The following is a 24,822-nucleotide window of genomic DNA, read 5'->3' on the forward strand; positions in this document are numbered from 1 at the left end:
GACGTGTTTTCTGAAATTTTTTCATATTATCAAGCATTATTTCAAATGGTTTTGATATCTGTTTTGATACTTTATGTGCTTTTTTGGAGATAAAATATAGCATTATTAAAAGACCTACTAAAAAAATATATATGTTATACAACATTATATTTCTTAGTATCCCCAGATCAAATTTTAATACAATTCCAACAGGTCTAAACATCGTATTTTCATCTTCATATTCCCATAAGTAATATAAATTTACTTTATTCCCTTTTTCTATTAATACTTCCTTTTCTGTATTAAATACCTCAGATAAATATTTTTTATCTGTTTCATTTATACTCCCCATATTTCCGGATAATTCCTCAAAATACATATTATAGATATTTATTTCTTTTATAAATTTATATTTCTTTTCGAGCTCTATAATATTATCCATAGTCTTTTTTATTTTATCAACAGCCAATGAATGATGTAATAAATAAAAATCATTATTTATCCTTATATATATATTTTTTGATAATCTATCTGTTTTAAGTATAAATTCGACCATATAATTGTAATTTTCTAATGTGGATATTTTTTCTTTAAGTTTATCATCCACACTATCAATATTTATTTTTTCTATTTTAGTATTTGTATTATAATGCATAGTGTTCATATAATCTATTAGTTTTTTCTCAAAATCATCGGTATCTCCAGACTCTTTTATTTTCTCAATAAATCTATCAAGCGATTTATAATATTTAGCATCAAAATCATACAAAGAATTATATATAGAGTCAAAAGTCATCCGTACAAGTTCTATAGTATTTTCTTCAAATTCTTCATGCAATACTTTTATATTATAAAAACTAATAACAGTTAAAATTAATATAACAAATAAAACACCACTAATCACAATTCCCATAATATTTTTAGAAATTAATTTATATAAAGTTGTTAATTTCTTTTTCATTCTATCACCCTTTCTAATTCATTAGGCTGTCTAAAAAGTCTCAAATGAAACGAAGACTCGAAGATTGCCCTTAAAATTATGAATGGAAGCCGTCAAAATTACAAGGATGTAATTTTGAGCGAAACAATACAGGATGTATTGTTTGAGCGACGGCTGAGAATGAATAATTTTAAGGATTAGCAATCAAGCTGTCTGAGTGAATTTGACTTTTTAGACAATCTATAATTCATGATAAAATTATTATACTTAATTACACTTAAAGTTTGCTTAAAATATACCGTATAAATAATATTATATCATAATATATTAATTTTTTGTGAATATTATGATTAGAGTTGACTTTGAATATAAAAAGTGTTATACTATATATGAACATATATTCATATATAAAGGGTGATAATATGAAAGACAAAATAGAGATCTGTCAAACTATTGAAATTCATAACGATATTATAAAAAAGGTTAGAAAAAATACTCCAGATGATGATAATTTAAACAAATTAGCAGATTTTTTCAAAATAGTTGGTGATAGAACAAGAATTAAAATTTTATATGCATTACTTCAAGCTGGTGAAATGTGTGTATGCGATTTATCTGCAGTGCTTGAAAAATCTCAATCTGCTATTTCACATCAACTTCGTGTTTTGCGACAAGCAAATCTTGTGAAATATAGAAAAGAAGGCAAAGTTGTATATTATTCTTTAAATGATGAACATGTGAAATTAATTCTCGATGTTGGTTATTCGCATGTTAATGAAGAATAATTTTTCTTTGTTTTTAAAATATGAATATTTATTCATATATTCATAATAGATAAAAGAAAGGAGCGTTTTTATGGAAAAAAAAGAACTTATTTTAGAAGGATTAGATTGCGCCAGTTGTGCAGCAAAAATTGAGGAAAATGTAAAAAAAATAAAAGATGTTGACGGCGTTACTGTAAATTTTATTACCAAAACTTTAACTGTAGAAGTTAAAGATGAAAATAAGATTGAAGAAATAAAAAAATTAGTAAAAAAAATCGAACCAGAAGTTGAAGTTATCGAAAAAGAAAACAATCAACATGATCATGAACATAGTCATAACCACAGTCATAATGGAGAATTTAATAGAAAATTAGAAACTATAAGATTATTTTCTGCTCTTGGAATTTTTATAACTGCACTAATAATAAAAGAACCATTTTATTTAAAAGTTGCTCTGTATATTGCCGCTTATTTGATTTCAGGTGGAAAAGTTTTAATTCGTTCTTTTAAAAATATAATGAGAGGTAATGTTTTTGATGAAAATTTTTTAATGAGTGTTGCAACTCTCGGAGCAATTGCAATTGGTGAATATCCTGAAGCAGTTGGTGTAATGGTATTTTTTGAAATTGGTGAGTTATTACAAGATTTAGCTGTTGATAATTCAAAAAGATCTATTAAAGCCCTTCTTGACATACGACCAGATTATGCGAACTTGTTAAAAAATGGTCAAGAGGTTCGTGTTTCTCCTCAAGATGTAAAAAAAGGCGATTTAATTATAGTAAAACCTGGTGAAAGAATTCCTTTAGATGGCGTCATAGTTAAAGGAAATTCCATGGCAGATACTTCTGCATTAACAGGAGAATCCGTTCCAAGAAGCATTAAAGAAAATGATGAAGTTATGAGTGGATTTATTAATCTTAATGGATTAATTACAATAAAAGTTGAAAAAGAATATGATGAATCTACTATATCGAAAATATTGGATATGGTTGAAAATGCTGCTGCAAAAAAGGCGAAAACTGAAAAACTTATTACCAAATTTGCAAAATATTATACACCAGTAGTTGTATTTTTAGCCATTGCTTTAGCAACATTACCTCCACTGTTAACAGGAGCACCATTTAATGAATGGATTTATAGAGCTCTAATATTTCTCGTAATTTCATGTCCTTGTGGACTTGTTGTTTCAATACCTCTTGGATACTTTGCTGGTGTCGGAGGCTTATCAAAACATGGTGTTTTAGTTAAGGGCGGTAATTATCTTGAGGTATTGAAAAATTTAAATACTATTATTTTCGATAAAACCGGCACACTCACTGAAGGTGTTTTTGAAGTAGTTGAAATAAAAACATTTAACGGTATAAACGAAGATGAAATGCTTGAAATTGCTGCTTATGCAGAAGAACATTCAAATCATCCAATTGCCGAATCAATAAAGAAAAAATATGGAAAAGATTTTAATAAAGATTTAATCGAAAATTATGAGGAAATTTCTGGTTATGGTATTAATGCAAAAATTAAAGGAAAAAGAGTTCTTGTTGGTAATAAAAAATTAATGGATAAATTTAACATAAAAGTCCCTGATATTAATTTTAATGGAACTATAGTATTTGTTGCTGTTGATGATGTATTTGCTGGATATATTGGCATTTCTGATAGGATAAAACAAGGAGTTCCTGAAACAATTAAAAAACTGAAAAAATTAGGCGTTAAGAAAACTGTAATGCTTACTGGGGATAGTGAAAGGGTTGCAAAAGAAGTTGCAAAAGAAACTGGAATTGATGAATATTATGCTGAACTATTGCCAGGAGACAAAGTCAAATTCTTTGAAAAATATAAAAAGGGTATTTCAACCGCATTTGTTGGTGACGGAATTAATGATGCACCTGTTTTAACGAGAGCAGATGTTGGAATTGCAATGGGTGGTCTTGGATCTGATGCAGCAATTGAAGCAGCAGATGTTGTAATCATGGATGATGATATATCAAAGCTCATAGATTCAATAGAAATTTCAAGAAAAACTTTAAAAATAACATGGGAAAACATAATAATAGTATTGGGTGTAAAGGTATTCTTTTTATTTCTTGGAGCATTGGGATTAACAGACATGTGGGGTGCAGTATTCGCTGATGTTGGGGTTACATTAATTGCCATATTTAACTCATTGAGAATATTAAAAAAAAGAAGGTAATTTAAGGTGTTTTTAAGTTTTTTACTGTATAATAAAAATAAATAGTTTATTTTCAGGAGGACTTAACTGTGAAAAAAATATTCTTTTTGGTTTTAGGTATTGTAATATTAAATGGTTATATATATACTCAAAAATTTATAATTCCAGTTGAAAATTCCTATATAACTTCATCATTTGGCGAATATAGAGACACTGGAAATAAACCACATTTTCATACAGGTATTGATTTTTCTTCTTATTCAAGAATTGGATATCCAGTAAAAACTATTGATGATGGATACGTATATAAAATATGGTTAAACGATAAAATCTATGGCAATACAATATTTATTTATCATCCTGATTACAAAATATTGAGTGTTTATGCACATTTGAGTTCTTTCAATAGTCTTGTCAATAGCATTGCAGATTCTGTAACAAAAGAATTCGGAAATGCTTTTGCAGAAGTGAAATTTCCAGAAAATGAAGTTTTTGTATCAAAAGGCGATATTATCGCTTATTCTGGTAAAACAGGAGAAGCTAATGTTCCAAATGTTCATTTTGAAATACGAGAAGTTAAAAAAATCGGGAATAAAAATATTGAAATAATAAAAGACGCCCTTGAATTTGTAAACTATAAAGAAACAAGAAAAATTAATTTGAAAGCTTTAAAAATTAGAAGTAATGGAAAAATTTTTGTTTTAGATAATGAAAATAATATAACTATTCCATTCGATAGCATACCAAAACTTGAAGTAAACATTTATGAAATGCTTGGTAAAAACACGCGAATAATACCAAAAATTATTACACTAAAAGTGAACAGAGAATTAGTATATCAAATAACTTTTGATAGCATAAAATTAAACGAAATGTATTCACCCAATGTGGTCTTTGGATATGGTTCAACATTATATAATTATTGGATAAAATTATATTCAACTACCGAAATAACCCCCATAAAAATAAATAGATGGAATGAAATAAAAATGAAAGATGAAAATATAGCTGAATTAATTTTGGAAGATATTTGGGGAAACATAAAAGTTTATAAAATCATTTTAAAAAAAAGATAAAAAATATAGCTGGAATGTCCAGCTATATTTTTTTTATTAATTCTTCAACTGTATCTTCAGATATAACTTCACCATCTTTTTTTACAAATACCTTAGAATGACAAATTGCACATTCATCAAGGCAATTTTCAATAGAATATTCTATATTTTTCTTTTCAAGATACTCTACAACCTTTTCTACGCCATTATTATTTTTACAAAACTGTAACACCTTTACACCTCCCCTCATATATAGGGTTTCAAAATAATTATAATAAATATTTTTAAATTTACTTTTAAAAATAAATTACAAAACGCCCTGATTTCCAGGGCGTTTTGTAAAAACTAATTTATTTTTCTAATTTTAAAAGTTTTGCGTTTATTGCAACAATAACTGTACTTAATGACATAAATACTGCTCCAAGTGCTGGACTTAAAAGAATACCCCAATTATATAAAACTCCTGCAGCTAATGGAATAGCAACGGCGTTATATCCTGTTGCCCATAATAAATTTTCGATCATCTTTTTGTAAGTATTTTTTGCTAAGCCAATAATTGCAACAACATCTCTAGGATCGCTTCTAACAAGAACTATATCAGCTGATTCTACAGCTACATCTGTTCCAGCTCCTATAGCAATTCCAACATCAGCTTGTACTAAAGCTGGTGCATCATTTACACCATCTCCCGTCATTGCTACAACTAAATTTCTTGCTTGAATTTCCTTTATCTTTTGAGATTTCTCATGAGGTAAAACTTCGGCAAAATATTCATCAAGTCCTAACTCATCAGCAACCCATTTTGCAACTTGTTTGTTATCTCCTGTAAGCATCATACATTTTATTCCCATTTCTTTTAATTTTGCAATCGCTTCTTTGGATTCTGGTCTTATTATATCAGCAAGTGCAATTGCTCCTTTTAATTCTGAATTGATTAATACATATACAACTGTTTTTCCAGCTGAATGTAATTCATCAATTTTCTTATTTTCAATTTTTATATTATTTTCTCTTAAATACCCTGGACTAACAACCATAACATGTTTTCCTTCAACCTTTCCTTCAGCACCTTTTCCAGGTATTGCTTTAAAATTATCTACTTTCATACGATTTTTCGCTGCATTAGCTATAGCTTTAGCAATTGGATGTTCAGAATGTAATTCGATCGAAGCTGCATAATTTAAAATATCTTCTTCTGTCATATCATTTGAAAGTTTAATAATATCAGTTACACCAAATTTCCCCATTGTTAGTGTTCCTGTTTTATCAAAAACAATTGCTTGAATGTTTCGTGCTCTTTCAAAGGCTACACGATCTCTAATAAGTAATCCGTTTTTCGCAGAAATTGCTGTTGATACTGCAACAACAAGTGGAACAGCAAGACCAAGTGCATGAGGACATGTAATAACCATAACTGTAACTGTTCTTTCAAGAGCAAAAACAAAACTCTTTCCAACTACCCATGTCCATATAAAGAAAGTTAAAGCTCCTCCAGATAATGCTATACCTGTTAGCCATACAGCTGCACGATTAGCTAAATCCTGTGTTTTCGACTTACTTTCTTGAGCTTCTTTTACCAGTTCTATAACTTGAGAAAGATATGAGTCTTTCCCTGTATTCTTAACCTTAACTTTTAAGGATCCTTCACCATTAATAGAACCACCAATAACAAGATCATTTTTCTTTTTAGTTACAGGTTTACTTTCACCTGTAAGCATAGATTCATTTAAAGAACTTTCTCCTTCAATTATAATACCATCTGCTGGCACTTTTTCTCCTGGTTTTACAACAACAATATCTCCGGTTTTTAATTCTTCAAGTGGTATATCTATTAAAGAACCATCTGGCATAAGTTTATGAGCATCGGAAGGCATCAATTTTGCAAGTTCCTCTAGCGCTCTTGATGCACCCATTACCGATTTCATTTCAATCCAATGTCCAAGTAACATAATATCTATTAATGTTGCAAGTTCCCAAAAAAATATTTCTCCTTCTAGTCCAAATACAACTGTACTACTATAAATATATGCAGTACTTATAGCTACAGCTATTAAAGTCATCATTCCTGGCCTTTTTGCTTTTAATTCTTCAAAAAAACCTTTTAAAAATGGATAGCCACCATAAAAATATATTATTGTTGATATTCCAAAAAGAACATATAAATCCCCTGAAAAACGCAAAGTATCAGAAAGTCCAAATAGTTTTTGAACTAATGGTGATAATGCTAAAACTGGTATTGTTAGAATCAAAGAAATCCAAAAACGTTTTCTAAAATCAGCAACCATATGTTCATGATGACTGTGATGATCATGACCGGAGTGCTCATGATGTTCGTGTTTTCTTTCATCCATTTTCATCCCCTCCTTTAGTAATAGATGTTTTTTCGAAAGAAAAAGTTATATTTTCCACTATTTTAATTATACTATTTTTATCCAATTTTTTCAAATAAATTTAATTATTTAAAAATAGATTTTTTAAATAATTGAATAAAAATCGGTAAAACAGTCAAAGAAATAATTAGGCAAAATAATATACCAAAAAATAATAAAAATCCCATTTGAGATACTAAAGGATCTTTAACAAAATATAATGAACCAAAACCTACCATACTTGTTATTGATGTAATTATAACAGCCTTACCTGATTGTTTTAGCATTTTATTTATACTTCTATTCGCAATATAACTATGAATCATATGTATACCATCATCTATTCCTATTCCTAATATTAATGGAATTACAACTATATTTGCAATATTAAATTTTATATTAAATAACAACATAAAATTTATAAGCCATAATGTTCCAAGTACTACTGGAGTCAAAGTTAATAACGTTATTTTTAATTTTCTAAAATAGAATAAAACAATAAAAAATATTAAAATAAAAACAAGAAAAGAACTTCTATATAAATCATCTCTAATGTAATCAATTAATTTTATCCATACAAATGTAGTACCAGTAGAATTTTCATTAATTTTTCTAAGTACATTTGCTACTTTTTTCATATTTTGTTCATCCCAAAAACCTTCTTTTATAAATACAAAGGTTGCAATATTATTATTTTTATCAAGATATTTATCTTTTATATAGTTCGGAAGTCTTTCTATTGAAATCTCTCCATATTTTGATGCATTTTCTATGCTTTTTATTATAAAAGAAAAGTATTTTTTTATTTTTAATTGAATTTCTTGTTGCTCTTTTTTGTTTAATTTATTTAAATCTTCCAAAATTGTTTTAAATTCTAAAGATTTTATTTTTCCAAAAATTTTATCATTTTTTATTTGATTTAAAGCTAACATTGTTATTAATTTAAGTGAAACATTTGCTATTTTTGGTTTTTTTTCAGATAAATACTTTTTATTTAACTCTTTTAATATTAAACTCTTTTTAGATTGATTTTCTGGTATTAATAATGTCAAAGAATCAATTTCAGAATATATATTAGTTTTTTTCAATTTATTATATTGTTCTCTACTTTCTTTTATATTTTTTGCTATTAAAATATTATATTCAAAAGATGTATTAAACTCTTTTTTTAATAAATTTTCTAATCTTACAGAAGGCAAGTCAGGAAGCAAATCAAAAGCGTTATAATTAAATTCAATATTACTTTTAAATAAAAAAGGAATAAATATTATTGAAAAAATTATTACTATAATAATATATTTGTTCTTTAAAAGGATTTTTTCAAAATGTTTACTTAAAATTTCTTCTTTTAATATAATTGATTGTTTAGGATTTGAATAAGAGATAATTGAAGGCAAAAGAAATGTAATCGATAAAAGAGACATTAAAATACCAGTTCCTGCTATAAAACCTAATTCATATAATCCTTTAAACTTTGAAAACATCAAAATATAAAATGAAGCTGCCGTTGTAATTGCTCCAGCAAAAATACCTGATAATGTGTGTTTAAATACTTCTTCTAAACTATCAATTACATTTTTTCCTAAATTTATTTCATAATAAAATTTTGTCAAAAAATGTAATGAAAAATCCACACCAAGTCCTAATAATAATATGGCAAAAATACTTGTAACAATATTTAATCTCCCTATTACTAAATAATTTATACCTAATGTCCATATAATAGCAACTATAATAGGAACTACAATATAAACAGCAGATGAAATACGTTTAAAAGAGAATATAAATAAAATTATCAAAAATAACAATACAAAAATTGATATTATCGTAATTTTCTCGTTTAAATTTTTTTGTTGTTCTGCCATAATTACAGGCATACCTGTAATTCCAATATTTAAATCAGAATATTTTTTTAAAACTGGATCTATATTTTTTCTTACCTCAGATACCATTTTTTCAAAAAACAACATATCATGATTAGCATTTGTTGGTCTTAAAAATATAAGTAATGTTGTTTTTGAACTATTATAATAATATTTCATATTAAACATTTTAAAAGATGGATCTTTAATTTTTTCTATTAATTCATTTATAATAGTTATTTCTTTTTCTGTTATATTTTTTTTTGTACTCAAATATAATAACATTTTAGAAATATTATTTTCTTCTTGAGATAATTTTAATAAATCTATATTATTTTCTATTAAATAAACTGCTTTTTCAAACATATCATCATTTAAATATAATAAAATATTCTCTTCTATAAAATCTATTGGATACTTATAATCAATGTATTTTACATATTTATTTAATTTTTTCAGTGTTTTTGCAATTTCTTCTGCTGCATTTTCCATTAATGTATTATTATTACCTTTTATGAAAATAATCATATTATCAAATCCACCAAAATTTTTTGAGGTATTATTAAATTTAACAATTTCCGGATCATCTTTAGGTAATAATGTATATGTTCCCATATCTATAATTGTTTTTGATGCAAAAAATGTGAAAAAAATCGTTATAAAAATAGATATTAATATTATCCAGACTCTGTATTTTATAATAAATCTAAATATTTTTTTATTTATCATATTTGACTCTCCTTTTAAGTTTTTCACACATCATACAAAAAATAATTTCATATTAATAATATGAAAAATCGCAAGGTTCTCTTAAATTTTCATTTTTAGCATGAATTGTCTGAACGAGGTTGATTTTTTGACACCACGTCATAATGCTAAAAAAGCACACCCTTAACAGAACCGTTAAGGGATGTGCTTTAAAATTTTATTTATTTTCCATATCCATTTTTTTATCATTATTATTATCTTCATCTTTTGATTGTTCGTTATATTGATAATAATTATTTGGGTAATTCATCATATTTTCATATTCATTTTCATTCATCATATCTGAATATCCATATTCGCCCATCATCATATTCATCATACCTGGATAACCATATCCACCCATCATATTATATCCATTAGGAATTTGTCCATATCCACTCATCATCATATTCATCATACCCGGATAACCATATCCACCCATCATTCCATAAGCAAAATTCTCCGGTATTATATATATTTTATTGTCAATTTCTACTGATGTTACAATTAATTCTTCAATTTTTGAAAAACTGTATAAAACTACTGCTTTAACTTTAATTTCTTTTCCTTCAACTATTGGCAAATCATTATAAAACATATACATATTGTCTAATCTTAATACGTAATAGGTTCCTTTATCATCTTCAGCTAATGCCACCGGCATTTGTTCGTTTAATTCAACAACTTTCAAATCCAAATTTACTGAAATTATTGATTCATTATTTTCATTTACTGTTCCTAAATTTTCACCATGAGCAAACATTAATGATAAACTCAAAATTAAAACAATTCCCATTAAAAATTTATTTTTCATTGTTTCACCTCCCTATTCGATAAGTTTCTTTTTTCTCATATACTCTTCTTCTGTTATTTCTCCATTTACAAATTTTTCATTCAAAATTCTCAATAAATCTTCATTGTTTGTTTTTACATTTGATTTTTTCGAATTGTTAGGCTTAACTAAATTTTTAAATAAAAAATACACTATTATTATCAATAGAATCATAAAACCAAAACCTATTAATGATCCTATAATGCCACCATATCCATAAAAGCCACTCCAACCCCAACAAGGCATAATTTTCACCTCCTAATTAAAATATGTTATATCTCAATCCTATTATCCAATCAAATTTAAAAGTATTATTTATAATATTTCCGACATTATCTTTTATTCCAACTTCTATAATATATTTATTATCAAAAGCTATCCCGCTACTTAATACAACATCTATTTTTTCATAATCTGTGATATCTTTTATTTTATTTTCTATTGCTATTCTAAACGGAATATATATTGTATTTTCCTTATTATTTTCTTTAATTATTCTTTTATAAAACATCATATGCATCATGGGGAAAATAAATAAATTATTTGTTTTAAATCCTGTATTAACTATATCAATTCCAACTTTTATATCATCTAAATTAATATTTTTATTTGGATATATTAAAATTTCACTAAAATCTTTTTTATAATAGTTATCTATAGCTAAAGGAATATTTGTATATAAAGAAAAAATATTTATTCTACCATATATATCAAAATAACTTTTTGTTTCATCATTTAAATATGTTTTATTGATGGTTTCAATAGAAAAATCTATTATATTACTAAACGATACTATTACAACACTCAAAATGGTAAACATTAATATTATTTTTTTCATAAAAACACCTCACATTATTTAACAGCATCTTATCTATTAAGTAAAATCTTTTTCTTTCTTAAATATTCTTCTTCTGTTATTTCCCCATTTACAAATTTTTCATCCAAAATATCTAAAGCCCTACTACTTCCTTTATATGTTTCTTCTAACATTGGTTGTCTAGATTCGTTTATTGGGCGTTCTTTATGATGTTCATGATGTTCATGATATCCTCGATTGTGATGTGAATTATGAAAAAAACCTCTCCCAAAACCTCCGCATGACATAATTTCACCTCCTAAAGCTGAAAATTATTATATATTTGTAATTTTTCGATAATTTCTGGAATATATTTTGTTTTTGCAATATTTTTATCATATATATGTATAAAATAATACGATATAACCATACCACTTAAGCCACTAAAAAAAGAGATAATTTCATTCAATCCCATAACAAATAGTACAATTGTTAATACTATCATTATCAGTAATGGAATACCATACATAACGAATGCAGCTTGTGATTCAAGAGAATCTTCTTTTTTTATGTAGACAAAATCATTTCTATTTAAGTTCAAATTTGATTTGTTAATAGCTCTAATTTTTCTGTTAGGATCACCTGTTAAATTACATGAACCTTTTATAACACAAGAACTGCAATTTGCGGCTTCTAAAGCTTGAACATAAATATATTCATCACCAATATCTACAACTTTCATCAATTCTTTCATAGAAATCACCTCAGATATTCCCAAAAAACTTTATTCAATAAGTTTCTTTTTTCTTAAATATTCTTCTTCTGTTATTTCTCCATTTACAAATTTTTCATTTAATATTCTTAAAGCATCTTCCTTTGCACTATTTTTACTCTGTGTTTCTGTTAAATTTTTTACTGCATCTGGGTTTTTCATTATATACCATATTATTAATATAATTAAAAGAAATCCAAAAAACATCATAATTTCTCACCTCACTTTAAATTTTTTAATATTAATTCTTTTTTTCTAATATACTCTTCCTCAGAAATTTCACCTTTAACTAATTTTTCATTTAAAATTTTTAATATATCTTCGTCTTCTCTTCTTATAATATTATTTTTAAAAGTAAAATTATTATTTGTAAAAATTTTTTTTAGGATAAAATATGCAACAACAAGCAGAAGTATTAAAAATATAAAACTTATAAATGAACCTATTATTCCATATCCATATCCGTAAGGTCTGAAACCAGACCAACCCCAACCATGCATCATAATTTCACCTCTTTTTATAAGCTATTAATAGCTCTTTTCAATGATTCTTCTATTTCTTTTGCAATTTCATATACCGCATCATTCTCCGTTGAACTCATTGCAATTGTAGGTTTTATTGCTGCGACTACTGTTTTTTCACCTTTTTCATAAACAATAACGTTACAGGGTAAAAAAAGACCCACATTTTCTTCTGCTAATATAGCTTTGTGTGCATTTTTAGGGTTACATGCTCCCAAAATAGTATACTTTTTAAAATCAATACCTAACTTTGCCTTAAATTTTTCATCAAGATCAATTCTCATTAAAATCCCAAAACCTTCCTTTTGTAGTTCAGCATTAAGTTTGATAATGGCTTCTTCAAATTCATATTCTGTTTCTTTTAAAATTCCATATTTCATATTTACTCCTCCTTTTTTGTTTTTTCACACCCCTGTATGGGTGGGACACTTGTAGTATAACACGTCAACCTTAAAAAAACCTTAGAAATTATTCATTTTCTGCTATTAATTTTTCTATATAATTAATTTCTTCAACTACTTCATTTAATTTATTCACTACAACTTTTACATTTAATCCTTTATCTTTACAGCTGTCTTTTAAGCTGCTCATTTTTGCACAACAAATATCAAACCCAAAATTTTTTAATGCATCAAATAATTTATTATCCATATCCATAATTTCTTTTAAGCTCATATTTTCATTTATTTCTGGTAACATACTATCCTCTCCTTTCATTTTTTCATAAGTTCTCTTGAGAATTCTATTTCTCTTTCTATAATATAATCCACATTATCTATTGTTTCTAAAATACTTTCATATTTAATTTCACATAAAACATAATTATCTTTCTTTGTTTTTTTTATTAATCCGGCATCTTCTAAAACTTTTAAATGCTGCGAAATATTAGATTGAGAAAGATTTAATTCCTCTATTATTTTAGATACATTACATCTTTTTTTATGTATAATGTCTATTATTTTCAATCTTACAGGATTTGATAATGCTTTAAAAATATTAGAAATTAATATATATTTATCCAAATCACATCACTCCAAAAATTCTATATTGTTTTATTTATATAATTCATAATTTCTTCCAGTTCGATAATTTTTACATTTACTTCCTCAGAATTATTTGAATATGCAGCATTTTTGACGCAACTTTCAAGATGAGAGTTCAATATTTGTGCATTTGCTTTTTTTAATAAAGCTATTGAAGCTAAAATTTGTCTTGAAATATCTATACAATATCTTTCATCTTCAACCATTTTAATTACTGCTTCAACCTGACCTTTTGCCGTTTTTAGAATATTTAAATCCTTTTTATTATGCATTTTTATTCACCTCATTTTTTGTTAATATAAGGAGAGATTACTCTCTCCTTATAATTAATGGCAGCAATTACCAGAATGTCCTTCTTTTTTATTATGATGTCCATGATGATGCTTTTCGTGTTGATGATGTTTATGTTCCATATGATGTTCTTCATCATCATTTTCTTTAATTTCTTTTACTTCATAACCCGCTTCATCTACAGCTTCCTTAATCAAATTATCATCTAAATTTTCTCCTTCTATAATTGCTTTTCCAATTTCAACTGATAAAATTTTTACTCCTTCTAATTTTTCTAATTCTTTTTTTACATGCATAACACAATGATCACAAGTCATACCTTCAATAATAATCACTTTTTTCATAATTTCTCCTCCTTTTTTAATTTTTAGGTTTAAATGTTTTTAATCTTAAAGCATTTAGTAAAACAGAAACAGAACTAAATGACATAGCAGCTGCAGCAATCATAGGACTTAGCAACGGACCTCCAAATACATGCAATAACCCTGCTGCTATAGGAATACCTGCGGTATTGTAACCAAAAGCCCAGAAAAGATTCTCTTTTATATTTCTAATTGTAGCTTTACTTAATTGGATTGCTGTAACTACATCTTCAAGGTCACTTTTCATAAGAATTATATCTGCTGATTCCATTGCAACATCTGTACCTGAACCTATCGCTATACCAACATCTGCTTGAGCTAACGCTGGTGCATCATTTATTCCATCTCCAACCATAGCAACAATATCTCCGTTTTGCTGAAGTTTTTTAACCTCATTAGCTTTATCTTGCGGAAGAACTTCTGCTAATACAATATCTATACCTACTTGTCTTGCTATTGCTTCTGCTGTTTTTCTATTATCTCCTGTAATCATTGCAACTTTAATTCCCATTTTATGTAATTTCTCTATCGCACTTGCACTTGATGGTTTAACTGTATCCGCAACAGCTATTATTCCTTCAAGAATTCCATTTATTGCTATAAACATTGGAGTTTTTCCTTCGTGTGCCAACTTATTTGCTTCTTCATTTAATGAAATTTCAATATTTTTATCTTTCATAAGTTTTAAATTACCTAAATAAATATTCATTTTATCAATTTCTACTTCAATACCATGTCCTGGAATTGCCATAAATTTATTAATTTTCTTTAATTTTAAATTCTTTTCTTCTGCTGCTTTTACTATAGCCTCTCCTAACGGATGTTCTGATCCTTTTTCTGCTGAAGCTGCTATACTTAATAATTCATCTTTTGAATAATTTCCTTTTGTGTAAATATCTGTAACCTTAGGCTTCCCTTCAGTTATTGTACCTGTTTTATCAAAAACAATTGTTTTTATTTTATGTGTTGTTTCTAATGGTTCTCCACCTTTTATTAAAACTCCATATTCAGCGCCTTTACCAGTACCAACCATTATTGCTGTTGGAGTTGCCAAACCCAAAGCACATGGACATGCAATAACTAAAACTGCTATAAATATTGTTAAAGCAAATATTCCACCTGCACCTGCCAAATACCATGCTATAGCTGCTAATATTGCTATTGCTATAACTATTGGTACAAAATAACCTGAAATAACATCCGCTAATTTTGCTATTGGTGCTTTTGAACCCTGAGCCTCTTCAACCAATTTAATTATTTGAGCTAAAGCTGTATCTTTACCAACTTTTGTGGCTTTAAATTTTATATTGCCATTTTTATTTATAGATCCACCTATAACTTTATCTCCTATATTTTTTTCAACTGGAATACTTTCACCTGTTAGCATTGATTCATCAACTGATGTATGTCCTTCAATAATAACACCATCAACAGGTATCTTTTCTCCAGGTTTTACAATAACAATATCTCCAACTTCCACTTCATCTACAGGAATTTCCAATTCTTTTCCATCTTGTTGTATTAATGCTGTTTTTGGTTGTAATCCCATTAGTTTTTTTATAGCTTCAGATGTTTTTCCTTTTGTAACACTCTCGAGATATTTACCTAAAAGAATTAAAGTTATAATAACCCCTGCTGTTTCAAAATACAAATCATTTGCATATTGATTATTACCAAAATAAATTTGAATAGTTCCAAATAATCCATAAATTATTGCTGCTGAAGTACCTATTGCTATTAATGAATCCATATTTGGACTTAACTTATATAAATTTCTAAATCCTATTGTATAAAATTTATAACCAGCAATTGCAATTGGGATAACCAATAATAATTGAATAAGCGCAAAATTAAATGGATTTACTTCTGGATTTACAAATTCTGGTAAGTTTGCACCTAACAAGTGTCCCATTGAAATATATAATAACGGTATTGAAAAAATAGCTGAAACTACAAATTTTCTCCATAATGTTTTGATTTCTTTTTGACGCCTTTCTTTTTCAAAATCCACACTATCTTTTGAATCAACTTCAAGTGGTTTGTATCCTGCATTTTCTATTGCTTTTTTTATTTTTGATAATCTCGTAATAGTTGGATTATAAGAAACTATAGCTTTTTCTGTAGCAAAATTAACATTTACAGAAACAATTCCTTCAATTTTATTAATTTCTTTTGTTATCGCATTTGCACAAGATGAACATGTCATACCTTCAATTGGAATTGTAACAGTCTTATAATCTACTGGAGATTCAACATCATAACCTACATCTTTTACTACTTCTTTAATTACTTCTTCGTTAATTTTTTCAGGATCAAATTTCAAAGTTAGTTTTTCCGTAGCAAAATTAACACTAACTTTTTCAATACCCTCTAATTTTCCTAATTTCTTTTCGATTGTTCGAGCACATGAAGTACACGTCATGCCGATTACATTAAGTTCTTTTTCAACAGCTTTATTATTTTTTTCTAAAACTTCGTTATCTATCATATGAACTCCTCCTTTTTCTTTACCCCTATGGTGGGGGGTGGGTTACAACTATAGTATATCCCTTAAATATTACAAATCAATACATTATTATGTTTTTTGTGTTAATTAAAAATAAAAATAAGATTAATAATATTATTTTTTATTATAGTTGTTGACATTTTCATACTGTAATAGTATAATATTACAGAGGTGATATAAATGTGGTTTTCTATAGATTTTCATTCGCATACTCCTGTATATAAACAAATAAAAAGTAAAATAAAAGAAAAAATTCTAAATAACGAATTAAAAAAAGAGATGTTTATTCCTTCGATTAGAGTATTAGCAAAAGATTTAGGTGTAAATTTAAATACTGTTGCAAGAGCTTATAGAGAATTAGAGAATGAAAATGTAATTAAATCTATACGAGGTTCTGGGTATATTGTTATAGGGGTAAATGAAAAAGATTTTATTAATAATAAAATTGAAGAATTTAAAAAAGCAGTTATTTCATGCAAAAGTGCAAATATTAAAAAAGAAGATCTATTTGAAATTATAGAAGATTTATTTGGAGGTGAATAGAGTGATCTTAAATATTGATGGATTAACAAAAAAATATGGAAATTTAATTGCAGTAAACAATATTTCTTTTGAAATAAGTCGTGGAGAAATATTTGGACTATTAGGTCCAAATGGTGCTGGAAAAACTACAACTTTAAAATGTATATTAGGTCTAAGAAAACAGAATAATGGTCAAATTCAAATTAATGGAACAATTGCTTATTTGCCAGAAAAAAAGCAATTATATAAAAGTTTAACAGTTGAAAAAATGATTGAGATTACTAATTTTTTGACAAAAGATTTTTCAATAAAAAAAGCATATGAATTATTAAATGACTTTAAAATAGATAAAAAAATTAAGATTTCAAATTTATCTTATGGAATGCTTACACAAATATATATTATACTTACTTTTTCACAAAATGCAGATATATATATTTTAGATGAACCAACATGGGGACTTGATCCTTTAATGAGAAATAAAGTTTTAGATTTAATGAGAGAAGTTACATACAACGGAAAAAGTGTATTATATACCAGTCACATACTTTCTGAGGTCGAAAAAATTGCAGATAGAATTACTATTATGTCTAAAGGACAAATATTAGAAATTGACTATCTTGATAATATAAAAAATAAATATACTGCCATATCACTTCCTAAAGAAGAAAAAACAAAAGGGTATTTATGGAAAAGTTTAGAAAAAGAAAATGTATGGATTGTTAAAAACAACAAAGGAGAACATATAACTATAGATGATATCTTCGAAGCTATTGTGAAGGGGGAATGGTAATGAAAAAAGAGTTTTATGAAATGAGAGTACGTTTTTTAATCTTATTTATAATAACAATAATCTTATTTTTTTCTATAGCTCCATTTCAAAAAATATATGTAAATATGATTGAAGAGAATATAACAGTTATAAAACCATATGCAGAAAAATTTGGTATAGCAAATATGATTGAAAATTTAAATGATTGGAATTATTATATTTATACTCAATGGTTTGGAAAAAACTTTGGACAAATGTTACCGATTTTTGCTATTATTGCAGCATTTCCATTATTTTCACGAGAATTTGAAAATGGAACAATGGAATATTTGATGGTAAGAAAATCAAGAGATTATATATTTTTATCAAAAGTATATAGTGGTTTGGTTTTATTGTTTCTGCTTATTATTTTTGGAAGTTTATTACCTGTTATATATTCTAATTTATTTAATAAAGATTTTAATTCTGTCATAGCGTATAAATTTATGATTCATGGATTATTTGGTGTATTATTCTGGTATGATATAACTGTATTTTTTTCTATATTCTTTAATGATCAGGTTAAACCCATTCTTTCATCTATAGGTTTATTAGCTATTACAACAGCATTGGGATTCATAAAACCTTTAAACTTTCTAAATACTTATATCTATATTCTTGGTAATAATATTTTAAAATACGGAAAAATTGATTGGACTTATAGTATATACCTTTTTGTTTTAGGAGAAATTATCGCTTCTTTAGCATATTACACTTTTAAAAACAAAGAAATCTGAGGAGGGATGGTATGAAAAAGCTATTTGCTTTAATTTTGTTATTTGTTTTTTCAGTAATTATTTTTTCTGAAAACTTTGAAAATACTGCTATTGAATATCTTAAATATCTATATTCTAAAAATTTTGATGAAGCCGTTAAACTGAGTACAAATATTATGAAATCACAATTACCCGAAAAAAAATTAAAAGAAATATGGAACACAATAGAAAAAACATATGGAAGATTTCAAAGTATAGAGAAAATAGATTTTATAAAAAAAGGTGAATATGAAGTATATGTTTTTACATCTAATTTTGAAAAAAATAAATTGGCAATTGTAATAAGTGTTGATAAAAATGGTAAAATTGCTGGATTATTTTTTAATCAAGCTCAAAATGATAACTATAAAATTCCTCAATACGCTAATTTATCAAATTTCAAAGAAAAAGATATAACAATTGGAAAAGAATGGAAATTAAATGGGAAACTAACAATTCCAAATGGAAAAGGCCCTTTTCCTGCTGTAGTATTAATACATGGTTCTGGACCAAATGATATGGATGAAAGTTTTGGACCAAACAAAATATTTAAAGATTTAGCATATGGATTGTCAAGTAATGATATTATAGTTTTAAGATATGATAAAAGAACAAAAATTTACGGAAATACGATGAATAAAATAACTGTTAATGATGAGGTTTTTGAAGATGTAAAATTTGCTATAGATTATTTATCCGAATTAGATTATGTTAAAAAAATATATATTCTCGGACATAGTTTAGGAGGATATTTATCTCCATATATAGCAAAAAAAGAGAATAGAATTTCTGGTATTATTCTTATGGCTGCACCTGGAAGGAATCTTGAAGTTTTAACAATAAGCCAATTAAAATATTTAAAAAATTTTGAACCTAAAGATAACAAAAAAGCATATGATGTATTAATAGAAAATTTGAATAAATTAAAAGAGAATAAATTAAACGATAATGTAAATATTCTTGGTGCTCCTGTTTATTACTATAAGGAATTAAGATTGTATAATCCTATCAAACATTTATCAAATTTAAATGTACCAATTCTTATTCTTCAAGGAAAAAGGGATTATCAAGTTACTGAAAAAGATTATGAGATTTTAAAAAAATATGCAAAAAATTATGATGCATATTTATATAATAATCTCAATCATTTTTTTATTGCAGGAAATGGAAAACCTAATCCATATGAATATTATAAAGAGGGACATGTTGATAAAAAGGTTATTGAAGATATTGTTAAATGGATAAACCAAAACAATTAAAGGAGGTGTTTTTATGATAGTAACAACTGTTGGTTATGTTCCTGGATATGAGTTCAAAGAAGTTTTAGGTATAGTTATAGGTAATACTGTTCATTCAAAACATTTAGGAAGAGATATTGCTGCTGCATTTAAAACATTGGCTGGTGGTGAATTGAAAGGTTATACAGAAATGCTCACAGAAGCAAGGAATATTGCATATGAAAGAATGATCGATGAAGCAGAAAAACTTGGTGCTGACGCTATTATTGGTATGAGATTTTCAAGCTCTGCTGTTATGCAAGGCGCTGCAGAAATGTTGGCTTATGGAACTGCTGTAAAATTAAAGAAAATAGAAGATTAATTTTTTTGATTTATTTAATATTTTAACTTTATTGTTATAAAACAGTAATATCATTTGAATAATGATAGAATTTTGTTCGTAATCATAGATATTTATTTGTAATTATCTTTAATCTTCGTTAATTACTATTTTCTATTTTTTGATTATGTGTTATTATAAAAATTGTATAAAATCATTAAAATTCGAGAGGAGGTTATCACATGTTTATTAGAAGATTAGTTTCATTAAATCTTGTTAGTGGGATAAGTGTGCCTATTTGTGATAACCTTGCTCACATCAATTATTATTGATGATAAAGTAATTATTTGGGCTATGGTTATCACAACCATAGCCCATTTTTCATTTTATTGCTATTTTTGCTAAAAGGGCTATGGTTATCACGCCATAGCCCTATTTTTTTAAGGGAGGAATAAAAGATGGTTTTTTATTTTAATTTTTAAATTCTGACAAACTAAAAACAAAAAATTGTAGGAGGGATTTTATGTCAAATTATGGAAAATATTATAAAAAGAATTACAACAAAAGAATAAAATCATATTATGAAGGTTTTGATGAAATGGAAAATATCAAGGATATTTTGATTGAACTTAAAAGATTTAATTATTAATGGAGGTATTTAAAATGAAAAAGATATTAAAATATGTATTTGATCAAAAAAAATATATTATTATAGCTTCAATAGGTATGATAGGTGGTATTATTGCTGAATTAATTCTTCCTTACTTAAATAAAATTGTTATTGACAACATCATTATAAATAAACAAATAGATTTATTATTTATAACATTAACTGGAATATTTTTTATTACTATATTTCGGGCATTGATGGGATATGTGCAGGAGTTTACATTTGATTATGTTGGATCAAGAATTAGTAAGGCGTTAAAATTTGATTTATTTAAGCATATACAAAAACAACCTTTTAAATATTTTGATAAAACTAATACAGGTGAATTAATGTCTAGGATAGGTGAAGATGTTGATAACATATGGATGGCTTTCGGTTTTGGGATTGGTTTATCCGTTGAATTTTCTTTGTATTTTATTTTAGGTAGTGTTGTATTATTTTATTTAAACTGGAAATTAGCTTTAATTAGTTTAATTTCAGCGCCTTTTATAGCATATTTAGCAACAAAATTAGAAAAAGAAATAGGAAAAGCCTTTGATAAGATTAGTGATCAGGCTGCCGTTATTAATACAACTGCTCAAGAAAATATTTCTGGTGTTAGGCTTGTAAAAGCTTTCGCAAGAGAAAAGTATGAAATTCTTAAGTTTTTAAAATTGAATGATGAAAATTATAATTTGAATATTATGAAATCAAAAATATGGGGAAAATATTTTCCAACAATAGAATTCTTAGGTAATGCAGCTTTGATTTTGGTTGTTACTGTTGGTGGAATGTTTGTTATAAATGAAAAAATATCTTTAGGGACACTAGTCGCCTTTAATGGATATATGTGGATGATTGTATGGCCTATGAGATTAATTGGCTGGCTGTCAAATATATTATCTCAAGCAAATGCTTCAGCAAAAAAGATTGAAAAGATTTTTAATGAAATAGAAGAAGATTTTAAAGGAATCGAATTAGATAGAATCCATGGATCTATCGAATTTAAAAATGTAAGTTTCAAATATGAAAATGAATATGTATTAAAGAATATTAATTTCAAAATTGATGCAGGGAAAACTTTAGCAATTATGGGACCAACGGGTTCTGGAAAAAGTACATTAATTAGTTTAATTTCAAGATTTTATCCAATAGACGAAGGTGAAATTCTTATTGATGGTATAAATGTAAATGATATTTCATTAAATTCTTTAAGAAAAAATATTAGTATTATTTTTCAGGATACATTTTTGTTTTCTGAATCAGTAAAAGAAAACATCAAGTATGGAAAAGAAAATGCAACAGATAAAGAAATTATTAATGTTTGTAAAGAAGCTCAAGCTCATGATTTTATTATGAAATTACCTGAAAAATACGATACCTTAATAGGAGAAAGAGGTCTGGGGTTATCTGGAGGACAAAAACAACGTTTAACCATTGCAAGAGGATTATTAAAAAATGCTCCTATTATTATTTTTGACGATGCAACATCTGCTCTTGACATGGATACAGAATATGAATTGTTGGAAAGTATTTATTCAAAGGAAAAACAAAATACTAAAATTATTATTGCTCACAGAATATCTGCTGTAAAAAACGCTGATGAAATCATATTTCTTGAAAATGGTGAAATTGTTGAAAGAGGAAATCATTACGAATTATTAGAAAGAAAAGGAAAATATTTTGATATATTTAAAGAACAATTTAAAGATTTTGAAGATTTAGTAAGAGATGAGGTGATTTAATGAAATTTGAAAAATTAAATATCATTTTTAGAATATTTTCATATTTAAAACCTTTTTTATTAAAAACTGTATTTGTAATATTTTTGATGATTATAGTTATGATAATAAATTTAATTAATCCATACTTTTTTAAGGTTGCTATTGACAAATATATAGCAAATAATGATTTAAATGGTTTGTTTATGATTGGAGGTTTAATTTTATTATTAAATATAATTGCTTTATTTTTATCAAGAATTAGAATTATAGAAATGGGTAAAATAACCAATAAAATTGTTTTAAATATAAGGCATGAGTTATATGAACATATACAAAAATTGTCTTTTTCGTTTTTTGATAGCAGACCTGTTGGAAAGATTTTAGCTCGTGTTGTTAATGATGTAAATTCATTACAACAGCTATTTGCAAATAGTATAACAAGTTTAATTCCAGAATTATTAACATTAATTTTTGTTGCTGCAATTATGTTTTATATGAATTATAAACTAGCATTAGCCTCTATGATTATTTTACCTTTACTTATTATTGGATTATTCTTAATAGAAACTATAAGTAGAAAAAGATGGATGAAATACAGAAACAATCGATCAGAATTAAATGCTTTTACTCATGAAGCTATTTCAGGAATCAGGGTTGTTAAAGCTTTTACCGCAGAAAATAAAACAAATAATAGATTTAAATTGTTGACAAACAAAATGATGGATTCATTTGTAAATGCTGTAAAGATAAATGATTGGTTTTGGGCTATGGTCTTTGTTTCCTGGGGAATCGGAAGTGTTGTTGTTTTTTATTTAAGTGTAAAGATGATTAATTTAAATGAAGTTACTGTTGGCACTGTGGTTGCTTTTGTTGGATATATAAGTATGTTCTGGAGACCCATTATGAATTTAAGTAATTTTTATAATTCATTAGTTACAAATATCTCTGCTGCTGAGAGAATATTTGAAATATTGGATACAGAACCAAATATTATAAATCCTGAAAATGCTGAAATTATGCCAAAAATAAACGGACATGTTGAATTTAAGAATGTATATTTTTCATATGATAGAGATATTGTATTAAGTAATGTTTCATTTAAAATCGATCCTGGAGAAACTATAGCATTAGTAGGACCAACAGGCGCTGGAAAAACAACTATTGTAAATTTAATAAGTAGATTTTATGATCCTCAAAAAGGACAAATTTTAATTGATGGTTATAACATTAAGAATGTTGATTTAGAATCATTACGTTCTCAAATGGGTATTATGCTTCAAGATACATTTCTTTTTTCTGATACTATAAAAAATAATATAAAATATGGAAAATTAGATGCTACAGATGAAGAAATAATAAAAGCTGCTAAAAGTGTTCATGCTCATGAATTTATTATGAAATTAGAAAAGGGTTATGATACTGATGTAAATGAAAGAGGAGTTAGACTATCAATAGGAGAAAGACAATTAATTTCGTTTGCTAGAGCTTTATTAGCAAATCCAAGGATTTTAATTCTTGATGAAGCAACTTCAAATATTGATACTCATACAGAAAAATTAGTACAAGATGGAATAAAAAAACTTTTAAAAGGTAGAACTTCATTCGTTATTGCTCATAGACTTTCAACAATAAGAAATGCTGATAGAATCTTTTATATTGATAATGGAAGAATTATTGAAACAGGAAATCATTTAGAATTAATGAGGAAAAAAGGATATTATTACAATCTTTATATTTCACAGTTCAAATTTTTAGAAATTGGCGCTTAAAAAAATAGAGAATACCGGAATATCGG

The 24,822-nt window shown here is 26.3% G+C and carries 28 protein-coding genes; 11 read left to right on the plus strand and 17 right to left on the minus strand.

The genetic code is table 11. The features are described 5' to 3' along the window. A partial coding sequence (locus tag X274_RS07790; protein WP_047266271.1) for a hypothetical protein occupies nt 1-940 on the minus strand: 940 nt, incomplete at its 3' end. Nucleotides 941-1,341: 401 nt separating this feature from the next. On the opposite strand from X274_RS07790, the gene X274_RS07795 reads away from it, so the two are divergent. From X274_RS07795 to X274_RS07805, 3 genes are all read left to right on the plus strand, one after another. After that, the gene (locus tag X274_RS07795; RefSeq protein WP_047266305.1) at nt 1,342-1,704 is read left to right on the plus strand and encodes an ArsR/SmtB family transcription factor; all 363 of its coding nucleotides are present in this window, start codon (nt 1,342-1,344) and stop codon (nt 1,702-1,704) included. A gap of 70 nt (nt 1,705-1,774) precedes the next feature. After that, nucleotides 1,775-3,874 (plus strand): heavy metal translocating P-type ATPase, encoded by a 2,100-nt coding sequence (locus X274_RS07800; RefSeq protein ID WP_047266272.1) that lies wholly within the window; start codon nt 1,775-1,777, stop codon nt 3,872-3,874. 68 nt (nt 3,875-3,942) lie between these two features. Then, complete coding sequence (locus X274_RS07805) at nt 3,943-4,929, plus strand: M23 family metallopeptidase (protein WP_047266273.1); 987 nt, start codon at nt 3,943-3,945, stop codon at nt 4,927-4,929. Nucleotides 4,930-4,951: 22 nt separating this feature from the next. Here the strand turns inward: X274_RS07805 and X274_RS07810 are convergent, their stop codons facing one another. The 16 genes from X274_RS07810 to X274_RS07885 all read right to left on the minus strand — a co-directional run bounded on the left by X274_RS07810 (nt 4,952) and on the right by X274_RS07885 (nt 16,991). Further along, the gene (locus tag X274_RS07810) at nt 4,952-5,140 is read right to left on the minus strand and encodes a DUF1450 domain-containing protein (RefSeq protein WP_047266274.1); all 189 of its coding nucleotides are present in this window, start codon (nt 5,138-5,140) and stop codon (nt 4,952-4,954) included. 118 nt (nt 5,141-5,258) lie between these two features. Beyond that, entirely contained in the window at nt 5,259-7,265 is a 2,007-nt protein-coding gene (locus tag X274_RS07815) for a copper-translocating P-type ATPase (protein ID WP_156166169.1), read from the minus strand. Between the two features lie 98 nt (nt 7,266-7,363). Continuing rightward, nucleotides 7,364-9,868: an efflux RND transporter permease subunit gene (locus X274_RS07820; RefSeq protein WP_047266276.1), complete on the minus strand. Its 2,505-nt coding sequence runs from the start codon at nt 9,866-9,868 to the stop codon at nt 7,364-7,366. Between the two features lie 196 nt (nt 9,869-10,064). Further along, entirely contained in the window at nt 10,065-10,700 is a 636-nt protein-coding gene (locus X274_RS07825; RefSeq protein ID WP_047266277.1) for a hypothetical protein, read from the minus strand. Between the two features lie 12 nt (nt 10,701-10,712). Further along, nucleotides 10,713-10,964, minus strand: coding sequence for an SHOCT domain-containing protein (locus X274_RS07830; RefSeq protein ID WP_047266278.1), 252 nt, complete (start codon nt 10,962-10,964; stop codon nt 10,713-10,715). Between the two features lie 16 nt (nt 10,965-10,980). Further along, nucleotides 10,981-11,556: a hypothetical protein gene (locus X274_RS07835; protein WP_047266279.1), complete on the minus strand. Its 576-nt coding sequence runs from the start codon at nt 11,554-11,556 to the stop codon at nt 10,981-10,983. 29 nt (nt 11,557-11,585) lie between these two features. Further along, complete coding sequence (locus X274_RS12170) at nt 11,586-11,822, minus strand: SHOCT domain-containing protein (protein WP_047266280.1); 237 nt, start codon at nt 11,820-11,822, stop codon at nt 11,586-11,588. 11 nt (nt 11,823-11,833) lie between these two features. Then, entirely contained in the window at nt 11,834-12,268 is a 435-nt protein-coding gene (locus X274_RS07845; protein WP_047266281.1) for a SoxR reducing system RseC family protein, read from the minus strand. 30 nt (nt 12,269-12,298) lie between these two features. Next, nucleotides 12,299-12,496: an SHOCT domain-containing protein gene (locus X274_RS07850; protein WP_052913248.1), complete on the minus strand. Its 198-nt coding sequence runs from the start codon at nt 12,494-12,496 to the stop codon at nt 12,299-12,301. Between the two features lie 11 nt (nt 12,497-12,507). After that, nucleotides 12,508-12,789: an SHOCT domain-containing protein gene (locus tag X274_RS07855; RefSeq protein WP_156166170.1), complete on the minus strand. Its 282-nt coding sequence runs from the start codon at nt 12,787-12,789 to the stop codon at nt 12,508-12,510. A 14-nt stretch (nt 12,790-12,803) separates the two neighbouring features. Then, nucleotides 12,804-13,187: a DUF302 domain-containing protein gene (locus X274_RS07860; protein WP_047266282.1), complete on the minus strand. Its 384-nt coding sequence runs from the start codon at nt 13,185-13,187 to the stop codon at nt 12,804-12,806. A gap of 88 nt (nt 13,188-13,275) precedes the next feature. Then, a complete protein-coding gene (locus tag X274_RS07865; RefSeq protein ID WP_047266283.1) occupies nt 13,276-13,506 on the minus strand; it encodes a hypothetical protein in 231 nt (76 codons plus the stop codon). Between the two features lie 14 nt (nt 13,507-13,520). After that, nucleotides 13,521-13,829, minus strand: a complete 309-nt coding sequence (locus X274_RS07870; protein WP_047266284.1) for an ArsR/SmtB family transcription factor — start codon at nt 13,827-13,829, stop codon at nt 13,521-13,523. Between the two features lie 20 nt (nt 13,830-13,849). Continuing rightward, nucleotides 13,850-14,122: a metal-sensing transcriptional repressor gene (locus tag X274_RS07875; protein ID WP_047266285.1), complete on the minus strand. Its 273-nt coding sequence runs from the start codon at nt 14,120-14,122 to the stop codon at nt 13,850-13,852. Between the two features lie 54 nt (nt 14,123-14,176). Further along, nucleotides 14,177-14,485 (minus strand): heavy-metal-associated domain-containing protein, encoded by a 309-nt coding sequence (locus X274_RS11825; RefSeq protein WP_084822698.1) that lies wholly within the window; start codon nt 14,483-14,485, stop codon nt 14,177-14,179. A 16-nt stretch (nt 14,486-14,501) separates the two neighbouring features. After that, on the minus strand, nt 14,502-16,991 hold the full coding sequence (locus X274_RS07885; RefSeq protein WP_047266286.1) for a heavy metal translocating P-type ATPase: 2,490 nt from the start codon (nt 16,989-16,991) through the stop codon (nt 14,502-14,504). Between the two features lie 198 nt (nt 16,992-17,189). On the opposite strand from X274_RS07885, the gene X274_RS07890 reads away from it, so the two are divergent. The 8 genes from X274_RS07890 (at nt 17,190) to X274_RS07920 (ending at nt 24,796) form a co-directional block, all read left to right on the plus strand. Then, a complete protein-coding gene (locus X274_RS07890) occupies nt 17,190-17,552 on the plus strand; it encodes a GntR family transcriptional regulator (RefSeq protein ID WP_047266287.1) in 363 nt (120 codons plus the stop codon). Nucleotide 17,553: 1 nt separating this feature from the next. Further along, nucleotides 17,554-18,324 (plus strand): ABC transporter ATP-binding protein, encoded by a 771-nt coding sequence (locus tag X274_RS07895; RefSeq protein ID WP_052913249.1) that lies wholly within the window; start codon nt 17,554-17,556, stop codon nt 18,322-18,324. Further along, entirely contained in the window at nt 18,324-19,079 is a 756-nt protein-coding gene (locus X274_RS07900; protein ID WP_047266289.1) for an ABC transporter permease subunit, read from the plus strand. Before X274_RS07895 ends, X274_RS07900 begins: the two co-directional genes overlap by 1 nt. A gap of 11 nt (nt 19,080-19,090) precedes the next feature. Continuing rightward, nucleotides 19,091-20,356, plus strand: a complete 1,266-nt coding sequence (locus X274_RS07905) for a DUF3887 domain-containing protein (RefSeq protein ID WP_047266290.1) — start codon at nt 19,091-19,093, stop codon at nt 20,354-20,356. A 13-nt stretch (nt 20,357-20,369) separates the two neighbouring features. Continuing rightward, nucleotides 20,370-20,696, plus strand: coding sequence for a heavy metal-binding domain-containing protein (locus tag X274_RS07910; RefSeq protein ID WP_047266291.1), 327 nt, complete (start codon nt 20,370-20,372; stop codon nt 20,694-20,696). Nucleotides 20,697-21,177: 481 nt separating this feature from the next. Beyond that, complete coding sequence (locus tag X274_RS12295; protein WP_255350151.1) at nt 21,178-21,303, plus strand: hypothetical protein; 126 nt, start codon at nt 21,178-21,180, stop codon at nt 21,301-21,303. Nucleotides 21,304-21,317: 14 nt separating this feature from the next. Then, nucleotides 21,318-23,048 (plus strand): ABC transporter ATP-binding protein, encoded by a 1,731-nt coding sequence (locus X274_RS07915; protein WP_047266292.1) that lies wholly within the window; start codon nt 21,318-21,320, stop codon nt 23,046-23,048. Then, nucleotides 23,048-24,796, plus strand: a complete 1,749-nt coding sequence (locus X274_RS07920) for an ABC transporter ATP-binding protein (protein WP_047266293.1) — start codon at nt 23,048-23,050, stop codon at nt 24,794-24,796. The genes X274_RS07915 and X274_RS07920 overlap by 1 nt, the downstream gene beginning before the upstream one ends. The last annotated feature ends 26 nt before the right edge of the window (nt 24,797-24,822 follow it).

Origin of the sequence: Marinitoga sp. 1155, assembly GCF_001021175.1 — a bacterium.
In the GTDB taxonomy this organism is placed as follows: domain Bacteria; phylum Thermotogota; class Thermotogae; order Petrotogales; family Petrotogaceae; genus Marinitoga.